Annotated in this window: 6 protein-coding genes; 1 reads left to right on the top strand and 5 read right to left on the bottom strand. The window is 41.6% G+C overall.

Translation table 11 applies throughout. The features are described from left to right. The 5 genes from ACZFYI_RS10475 to ACZFYI_RS10455 all read right to left on the bottom strand — a co-directional run. The coding region (locus ACZFYI_RS10475) for a glycoside hydrolase family 32 protein (protein WP_462524080.1) at positions 1-1385 on the bottom strand (1385 nt) is incomplete at its 3' end. A 164-nt stretch (positions 1386-1549) separates the two neighbouring features. Beyond that, a complete protein-coding gene (locus ACZFYI_RS10470) occupies positions 1550-2014 on the bottom strand; it encodes a GxxExxY protein (RefSeq protein ID WP_462524079.1) in 465 nt (154 codons plus the stop codon). Positions 2015-2351: 337 nt separating this feature from the next. Continuing rightward, a complete protein-coding gene (locus ACZFYI_RS10465) occupies positions 2352-4490 on the bottom strand; it encodes a glycoside hydrolase family 97 protein (RefSeq protein ID WP_462524078.1) in 2139 nt (712 codons plus the stop codon). Between the two features lie 64 nt (positions 4491-4554). Further along, positions 4555-7197, bottom strand: coding sequence for a cation-translocating P-type ATPase (locus ACZFYI_RS10460; protein ID WP_462524077.1), 2643 nt, complete (start codon positions 7195-7197; stop codon positions 4555-4557). Continuing rightward, positions 7194-8282, bottom strand: coding sequence for a site-2 protease family protein (locus ACZFYI_RS10455; protein ID WP_462524076.1), 1089 nt, complete (start codon positions 8280-8282; stop codon positions 7194-7196). The genes ACZFYI_RS10460 and ACZFYI_RS10455 overlap by 4 nt, the downstream gene beginning before the upstream one ends. Before the next feature lie 360 nt (positions 8283-8642). On the opposite strand from ACZFYI_RS10455, the gene ACZFYI_RS10450 reads away from it, so the two are divergent. Beyond that, a partial coding sequence (locus tag ACZFYI_RS10450; protein ID WP_462524075.1) for a cobalamin-dependent protein occupies positions 8643-9472 on the top strand: 830 nt, incomplete at its 3' end.

Genomic DNA, 9472 nt, shown 5'->3' with positions numbered 1-9472 from the left:
GGGAAAACCAATTCCGTCATGACCATTTCGCCATCATTGATAAAAATCTCAAGAGAAGAACGGTCGACAAAAATTCTTAGTGATTTTACCTCCAGACCATTGAGAGGAGCAGTATGTACTTTTATAAAACTAGGTTCGAAATCAACCAAACCTGAAGCTGTCCTGTCAAAAACCACACTGTCACCTGATTTTTTGAAAATGACTTTTTCTCCTTTTTCGTTTGAAAGTTCAATCTCAAAATTACTTCCGAGAGTAGGTGTCAATTCTAATTCCACCAATTCCTCTTCCAATACAATGGATTCCCCTGAGATTTCATGTGTGGATTTTCTTAAGGCTTGTAATGCTGAAACAGGCCTAGAAGCTACTTCATAGCCGTCTCCGATTTTGACCAATTCAAGACTTCTAGGTAATGTCATCGCCGATCGCCAAGGGTGGGTTGGTACGACTTGGGCATAATCCCAATTGCTCATCCAACCAATAAAAAGCCTTCTGGCGTCTTGCTCTGGCACATTGGACCAAGTGACCCCGGCGTAATTGTCTGTACCATAGTCCAACCATTTGACATCATCATGTTCTGCTATGAAGTTTTTTCCATCAAAATCACCTACAAAATACTGGGTAGCTGATCCACCATTTGGTCCTCCGGGATTGATGCTGACAAACAAAATCCATTTTTGGGTATCGTCTTCTGCTTTCAATTGGAACAAATCAGGGCACTCCCAAACTCCTCCATAAGCCGCCCAATCCGGATTGAAAGAACTTTCCAATTTCCAGTCCAACAGGTTTGGAGAAGAATAAAAACTGATCCTGTCCAAAACTGCCAAGGCCATGACCCATTTTCCTGAACCGTCTTCTCCTTTTATCCAAGACACTTTTGGATCTCTGAAGTCTTTGATACCCGGATTTTTCAAGACAGGATTGTTGGAGTATTTTGTCCAGGTTCTGCCTTTATCCGTGCTGTAAGCTATCCCTTGAGTCTGGAAATCCAATCTTTTCTCCTTTTCACCAACAGGATCATGGTAAGTATAGATGGCTACCATGGCAGGGTTTTCTTTGGTTCCCAAACCACTTGTGTTTTCGTGGTCAATGACAGCCGAACCAGAGAAAATATATCCCAAAGAATCGGGTTCGATGGCTACAGGAAGGTGCTCCCAATGAACCAAATCAGTGGAAATCGCATGTCCCCAATGCATCGGCCCCCATATGGTACTGTCTGGATAATATTGGTAAAACAGATGGTATTCCCCATCGAGATACACCATGCCATTTGGATCATTCATCCAATTGGCGGCAGGTGTGAAGTGGAATTGAGGCCGGTGAGGTTCGTTGTTCCCCCTTTCGGACTCTTGAATTTCTAACCCTTTTGGACCACAAGAAAAAATCATAAATAGGAATAGGGTTGATCTGAGAATATTTTTAGTCATCATGGTTTCGTAAGCAGGGAAGTCAAATGATGTTTTTTTGAACTGAAATTGAATTCAATCTAATAACAAAATGTGGAGTTTGAATAAAAAATTTCAAAATGCCTTGTGTTAAATACAAGGAGAATTTATTCAGGTAAGTCTGTGAAGAAACTGTTCACATAAGTTTTTTGTCCCTCTTGAAAAAGGTTTATCACATTGAAATTGAACATTATTCCCTTAGGGCATTTAAGAAGTTTCATATAATTTAAAAGCCTTGCCTCATCAATGTTGGGTATTTTTTCAACTGCTTTTAGCTCGACTGTTATGATATTTTCTATAAAAAAATCACACCTAAAATCAGTCCTTATTTCTAAACCTTTGTAATTAACAGGAACTGACATTTCAGAAATAAATTGAATTCCTCTCAATTCAAGCTCATGCGCCAAGCATTTGTGGTAAACACTTTCCAAGAGACCTGGCCCCAAATGTTTATGAACCTCAATTGCCGCCCCGTTGATTTTGTAAGTGAGGTTGTTAAGGTAAGTCTTTGTTATTATCATGAGAGAAGGACTGCTTATTGTGTATTCAAAAACTACAAAAAATGACTTCAATAAAAAAGAAAATAGTTTTAAATTTTATTGTTCAAAGGTTAATTTGATATTATTAAACGAACCCCAAAGAGACAAAAGAATACAAAAGATTGATCCCTGCTTTGTATTCTTTGTTCCTTTGTGTTAGTAATCCAAATAACATAAACAAGAAGGATTCTTTTTGCTTCTCATTGAATTGAATAATACTGATAGGATTTTTTGATTCGGTATTGTCAATTTTCTTAGAATAATTAAATGAACCACAAAGAGACAAAAAAATACAAAGGACCTGATTCAACTTTGTATTCTTTGTTCCTTTGTGGTTAGTAATCCAAAAATTAAGGTAGTTCAAATTATTTTAAAGCTTCTTCACCCCCTTAATTTCCTCTTTACTTGCTTCCTTGATGCTGATGGCGTAGCCACCGCCGGGAGCGCTCAGTTGGGACAATTTTGATTTGGAAGTAACGGCCACTTTTCTGATGTTGTAGGCTTGGGGATTGTTTCGGTAGTGGGCGTCTTTTGCATCTGAATATATGGTCGCAATGTAGGTTTTGCCTGCATCCAAGAAGTCAAAATTGATGTTGGAAACCCTCTCACTCGTTCCGTTCACGTTTCCGACAAACCAGTTCGAAGCCCCTTTTTCTTTCCTTGCAATCGTAAGGTAATATCCAGGTTCTGCTTCTAAGTACCTGCTTTCATCCCAATCCAAAGCCACATCTTTGATAAACTGAAATGCATCAGGAAATCGGTCGTAGTTTTCAGGCAAATCTGCAGCCATCTGAAGTGGGCTGTACATGGTCACATAGAGCGCAAGTTGGTTGGCTAAAGTACTGTTGACCCAAGAGTTATTCTGTGGATTGATCTTGCTGATATCCATTTCAAAAATACCCGGAGTATAGTCCATCGGCCCTCCGATCAATCGGGTAAATGGAAGGACGGTGACGTGGTTTGGTTTTGAACCACCAAACGCCTGGTATTCTGTTCCCCTTGCGGATTCATTTCCGATCAGGTTGGGGTAGGTTCGGCCGATTCCTGTAGGACGAACAGCCTCATGGGCGTTGACCATGATTTTGAATTCCGCCGCTTTTTCCAAAGCATATTGGTAGTGGTTGACAATCCACTGACTGTAATGGTTTTCTCCTCGGGGAAGGATGAAACCTACGTATCCACTCTTCACCGCATTGTATCCATTGTCTTTCATGAATTTGTAAGCCTCATCCATGAATCTTTCGTAGTTCCGGACCGAAGAAGAAGTCTCATGGTGCATGACCATTTCTACGCCTTTGCTCTTGGCATAATCTCTGATCCCGACCAAATCAAAATCAGGATATGGGGTAAGGAAATCAAATACAAAATCTTTGGAATTGCCAAACCAATCTTCCCATCCCACATTCCATCCTTCCACCAAAACCCCATCAAAACCATGTTTGGCTGCGAAATCAATATATTTTTTGACATTGGCAGTCGTCGCACCATGCTTGCCGTTTGGCTTCGCTTTGGAGAAATCAGTTTCTCCGATTCTCACGGCAGGGAATTCATCTGTATATGCCCAAGAACTTTTTCCGGTGATCATTTCCCACCAAACACCAACATATTTCATGGGTTTGATCCATGAAGTGTCTTCGATTTTGGAAGGTTCGTTGAGGTTGTAGGTCATCCTTGATGCTAGGATTTTTCTTGCATCGTCGCTTACGATGATGGTCCTCCATGGCGATTGACTTGGGGTTTGCAAATAGCCTTTGTCCCCCAATACATCGGGTGTCAGCCAGGATTCGAAAACCATATTTTTATCATCCAGGTTGAGGTGCATGGTGGAGTAATCGATCAAGGCAGCCTCATGGAGATTGATATAGAGACCATCCTCGGTTTTCATCATCAATGATGTCTGTATTCCGGTTGGTGAAAATGGCTTTTGAGCTAAATTGGCAGTAACGGCACTTGCCATCAATGGTCGGATTTCGGAAAGCTTCGATTCCGTATAATCGTACTCCTGCGTATCATAATCTCCCGCAATCCAAAATGCCGTATGGTCTCCTGCCATTGCAAACTGGGTTTTTTCTTCCTTGATCACGAAATGTGCAAGATTGGGCTGGGTAGGGAATTCATATCGGAAGCCCAGGCCATCATCAAAAAGGCGGAACCTGATGACCAAAGTCCTGCTTGTTTCTGGCTGTGTTAGGGTTACAGCCAACTCATTGTAATGGTTACGGATCTCTTTTTCCTCTCCCCAGACCGGAGTCCATGTTTCATTTTTGGAGTCAAGTTTGGAATCTTTCAGGCTGAATCCATCTGTAAGCGAAGGCTTGTTTTTGAGCTCCAAACCCAATTTGCTCGGCTTTATGACATCTTTTCCCTTGAATGTCAATTCATAAGTGGGTTGGCCTTCCTTCAGGTCGAAGGTAAGTTTCAGGTTTCCGTCCGGAGATTGGAGGGACTGGGCAAAAAGGAATACAGTCCAAAAACTGAGGAGCAGCGATAAGAAGATTGATTTTCTCATAGGATTAATTTCATTGATTGGTCATAAGGTAGGTATGAATGGTCACCTAAATTAGGGCATGTTTTTATTTGAACCTAAAATATTTAAAAACTTCAGTGATCCAAAAAACCAGTGAAGTGATGCCTGCCCAGAATAGGAATTCCCATAAAGTGAGGCTGGTAAATTTGAATAAATCGGACAAAGCCGGTATTTCAATGATTCCTATCAGCAGAAGGACCGAAACCAAGAGTGCATAATTTACCCATTTGTTGCTGAAAAGCCCGATTTTGAAAGTAGATCCTTCAAGACTCCGCATGTTTAAAACATTGAAAAGCTGACTGAAAGCCATCGTGATAAATACAATGGTTCTAGCCTTTTCAAGGCTTTCGGGAATGTAGTAGAGATAGGCTGTCAACGAAATCCCTGTCATGAGAATGGTATTGATAATTAAGAACGGGAAAACTGTTTTGTTCAGGATATTCTCGTCGGGATCAATTGGAGGGGATTCCAACTCATTCCCAATTCCTTTTTCTGCAGCCAAAGCCTTGTCGCAAAACCCGTCTGTTACCAGATTGATCCATAGGATTTGTGTGGCTGTCAGGGGCATTGGCAGTCCGAAAGAAACTGCCAAAATCAAAATCAATATCTCTGCAAAATTGGTGGAGACCAAAAAAAAGGCAGTCCTTCTTGCATTGTTGAAGACTATTCGTCCCTGTTTGATTGCTTTTACTATGGTGGCAAAATTATCGTCAGCCAACACCATGAGTGAGGCATCTTTGGCCACATCAGTACCCAATATTCCCATGGATATCCCAATGTTGGCCTGTTTTAAAGCAGGAGCATCATTTACCCCGTCTCCAGTCATGGCGATAAGTTCACCTTGGTTTTGAAGTGACTTCGCAATCTTGAGTTTCATGACAGGAGTGAGTCTGCAAAATATATCTGATTCCTGGACAGCGTGGTCAAATGCTTCTGCAGACATTTTTGCCAAGTCGGAGTCAGTGTAGACTTTTTCTCGACCCTCCTTCACAATGCCAACAGATTTGCCTATCGCCAAAGCTGTATCAGCATGGTCTCCTGTGGCCATGATTACCCTGATTCCTGCAGCATGACAGGATTTGACAGCTTCAGATACTCCAGGCCTCGGAGGGTCCGTGATTCCTGCAAGTCCTATGAATTCAAGGTTTTGATTAGATTTGGAATCACTCCCTTCCTCTTTCCTTGCCAAAGCAAGGACCCGCAGACTGTCCTTTGACCATGAAGTTATTTTTTCATTGATCAGGGCTGATTCTGCACTGTCAAAAACTTTTGATTTTCCGTCAATGACCCGGATAGAGGTGCATCTTTCCAAAATGGATTCTGGTGCTCCGATATAAAACCTTATTTTTTTTCCTTCTTTTTCTACTAAAGTCGAACGGAATTTCATGTCGGAGTCAAAGGCAACATCCTCAATGATCGGATGGTCTTTGGATTTTCCTACCTTGTTTCCCAAAACCAAAAATGCTGCTTCTGTTGGGTCTCCAGTTACGACCAACATGCCTTTTTCATTTTCCTGAATTGCCGAATTGTGGCAGTGGGCTGCTATTTCGAGCAAAAGTTGGATGGCTTCAATATCCTTCTCTGCTCCGGACAATTCCCCTTCACTTTCCCAACCTTCACCGTATACGTCCACATCTTCTGCGTTGGGTACCCATACTTTTTTGATGGTCATGGTGTTTTGGGTGAGTGTTCCGGTTTTGTCTGTAATGATGGTGCTTACGGACCCTAGGCTTTCGGTTGCGGTGATTTCGCGGATGATTGCATTGTTCTTGGACATTCGGTAAGAACCAACAGCCATCACAATGGACAAAACCGCAGGTAGTCCTTCTGGAATTGCTGACACAAGGGCAGCAATGGAAATCAGCAAAATTTCATTGATTTCAAAATCATTAAAAAAATATGCAACCACAAATAGGACGACCGCACTCGCTATGGCAATAAAAGCCATCTGCCTTGCGAGTTTATCGGTTTTGTTCTGAAAATTCGTCTTTTTGGGTTCTATCTGCTGAATAGAAGTAGCGATTTCGCCAATTTGGGTCTTTAAACCTGTACCGGTTACCACTGCTTTGATCGACCCTCCAGCCAAAAAGGTCCCTTTCCAAACCATATTTGATTTTTCAGCAAGGGGGATTTCAATAGGGAGAGGATCTTCGGTTTTGGATACAGGAACAGATTCTCCGGTCAGTGAAGCTTCCGAGGTTCTCGCGTTTTTGGCATAAATCACCCTCGCATCTGCAGGGATATTATCCCCTTCAACCAAGTCAATGATGTCTCCCGGTACCAATTCCCGGGAATTGACAGTTTGCAATTCACCATTTCGGATCACTTTGCATTGGGGGACGAGCAGGTTTTTTAAGGCAACGAGAGCGCCTTCAGCTTTGTATTCCTGTACAAATCCAATAATGGCATTGATGATAATGATAGCAATAATGACGTAAACATCGATATAATGCTTTGTAAAAAATGAAATCAAAGCAGCTGCCAAAAGAATGTAAACCATCAGGTTATTGAATTGCTTCAATACGATTTTCCAAATTGGTTTTTTTTCCGCATCAGGGATTTCATTGAGGCCGAATTGTGCTAATCTTTGTTTTGACTCCTGATCCGAAATCCCCTCCTCATCGCTCCCTAACTGATGCAGGAGTTTTTGAACTTCAATACTATGGGGATTTTCGGGAAATGAGATCATTTGTGGATGGCTGTCTTCACCATGATAAATTCACTGATATTTTCTTGATCCAATATTCCCAGAAAATGCCCGTCTTCTATCACAAATGCTACTTTCTTGTTTTCTGAAAGCATTCTCTTCCAAGCTTCATCGAGATCGTCTTCGGTTTCAATTTTTAGCGGATTCAAGTCTGCAACTTTTTCAATCAGTGAATTTTCACCTCCTTCTTGCAATCCCTTGATGATTTCATTTCTGCTCAAAGTGCCTATTGCTACATCGTCTTTGACCACCACAAAATGAGTTGCCTGTGAATTGAGTAACTTTTCAACCGCCTTAGAAAGCGGTGCGTCAAATCCAAGAATCTGAAACTTCATCATGAGGGCATCTTTTACCTTGAACCCTTTGAGCAGACTTTCCTGTTGGGTGTGACTGACTTCAGCAGCTGCACCAAGGAAAATAAATACGCCGATCAGAACCAAGATCGGGTTATTGAACAAGCCAAAGAAAATAAAGAATATAGCCAAAAACTGACCGATGCTTCCAGCGATTTTGGTCGCTCTCGCCCTTGGCATACGTATCGCCAAAAATGCCCTCAAAATCCTGCCCCCATCCATTGGAAATGCAGGTATGAGGTTGAAGAGTGCCAAAACCAAATTGGCCGAGGCAAGATACAGCACAATGGTATTCGGTCCGATTTTGATACTTTCAAGTTGCTCTAAGTGGGTTATGTCAAACCCGGTAAAGTTTAGCACAAGAGACAAAATCAAGAATATTCCGATATTGACCAAAGGACCTGCGATGGCAACCCAAAGTTCCTGCTTCGGATCTTCGGGTAATTTTTCCAGCCTGGCAACACCACCGATAGGATACAAGACGATGTCCTTGGTCTGGATTCCATATTTCTGGGCGGCCAAGGCATGCCCAAATTCATGAAAAACAACACAGGCAAAAAGAGCCAAAACAAAGATGATAATCCACAGAATGTCCATTCCTGGCATTCCCTGACGTGAATTAGAGATGATAATCCAAAGTAGCAAAAGTGAAAAAGTCCAATGGATATAAACCTTTACATTTTTGTAACTTCCCAAAGACAAGGATAATTTCATAAGAATCAAGTTAAGTGGATGGCTGATCCCGAATTTAAGCCATTTTATCGGTGTACCCTACAAAGAAAATAGTCAGAAATCTCAAAAACGCTGATATTCGTCAGGAATAAAAATGATTCTCTTTTTGTAAAAGAGTTGTGAATTCCCCTGTGTTTTGGAGAGAAATCCAAAGTCTGTTTGGTGATAAGTATTATGGAGATATAATTCCAAATAATGTTTGGGAAAGACTGGTTTTTTGACCTTTCGACTTTTTTATTTTTCTTATATTCGCATTCGATTATTAAGAATAAATTTATTCCATTAAGCACTTGAAACTCCGATGACTTTCGGTTGTTTTTAGGTTATTCTAACCCATTTAAAATGTCATTTACTCAAGAGATTTATAAACCCAAAAACCATATCCGCATAGTCACAGCAGCTTCCCTATTTGACGGGCATGATGCTGCAATCAACATCATGAGAAGGATAATCCAGGCTACAGGTTGTGAGGTCATCCATCTCGGACATAACAGGTCTGTTCAGGAAATCGTAGATTGTGCCATTCAAGAGGATGTTCAGGCAATAGCGATCACTTCTTACCAAGGCGGTCATGTGGAATTTTTCAAGTATATGTTTGACTTGCTCAAAGAACAGGGAGCAGGTCATATCAAAATTTTTGGTGGTGGGGGAGGTACGATTTTGCCCGAGGAGATCAAAGAACTTCATGAATACGGAATAACCAGAATCTATTCCCCCGATGATGGACGTGCGATGGGTCTGCAAGGAATGATCAATGACCTTGTCAGCACTTCTGATTTCCCGGTTGGGGATGATTTCCAAAACATCAAATTGGACAAATCCAACCAATCAAGCATCGCGCGGATTATTTCTGCTGCGGAGAATTTTCCGGAGAAAAGTAAATCCGTATTGGAGGAAATCAGAAAATCTGCAAATAAAAGTAAAGCTCCGGTTTTGGGAATCACAGGAACAGGCGGAGCGGGAAAATCTTCATTGGTGGATGAATTGGTCAGGAGGTTTCTGATTGATTTCAACAATAAAAACATCGCCATCATCTCTGTGGATCCTTCCAAAAGGAAAACCGGAGGAGCGCTTTTGGGAGACAGAATCAGAATGAATGCCATCCACCATCCGCGTGTTTATATGCGGTCATTGGCCACGAGGCAATCTAATCTTGCCCTATCCAAATATGT

It is taken from the genome of Aquiflexum sp. (assembly GCF_977115555.1).
Note: the sequence above shows the minus strand (reverse complement) of the source record. Positions and strands in the feature narration are given on the sequence as shown.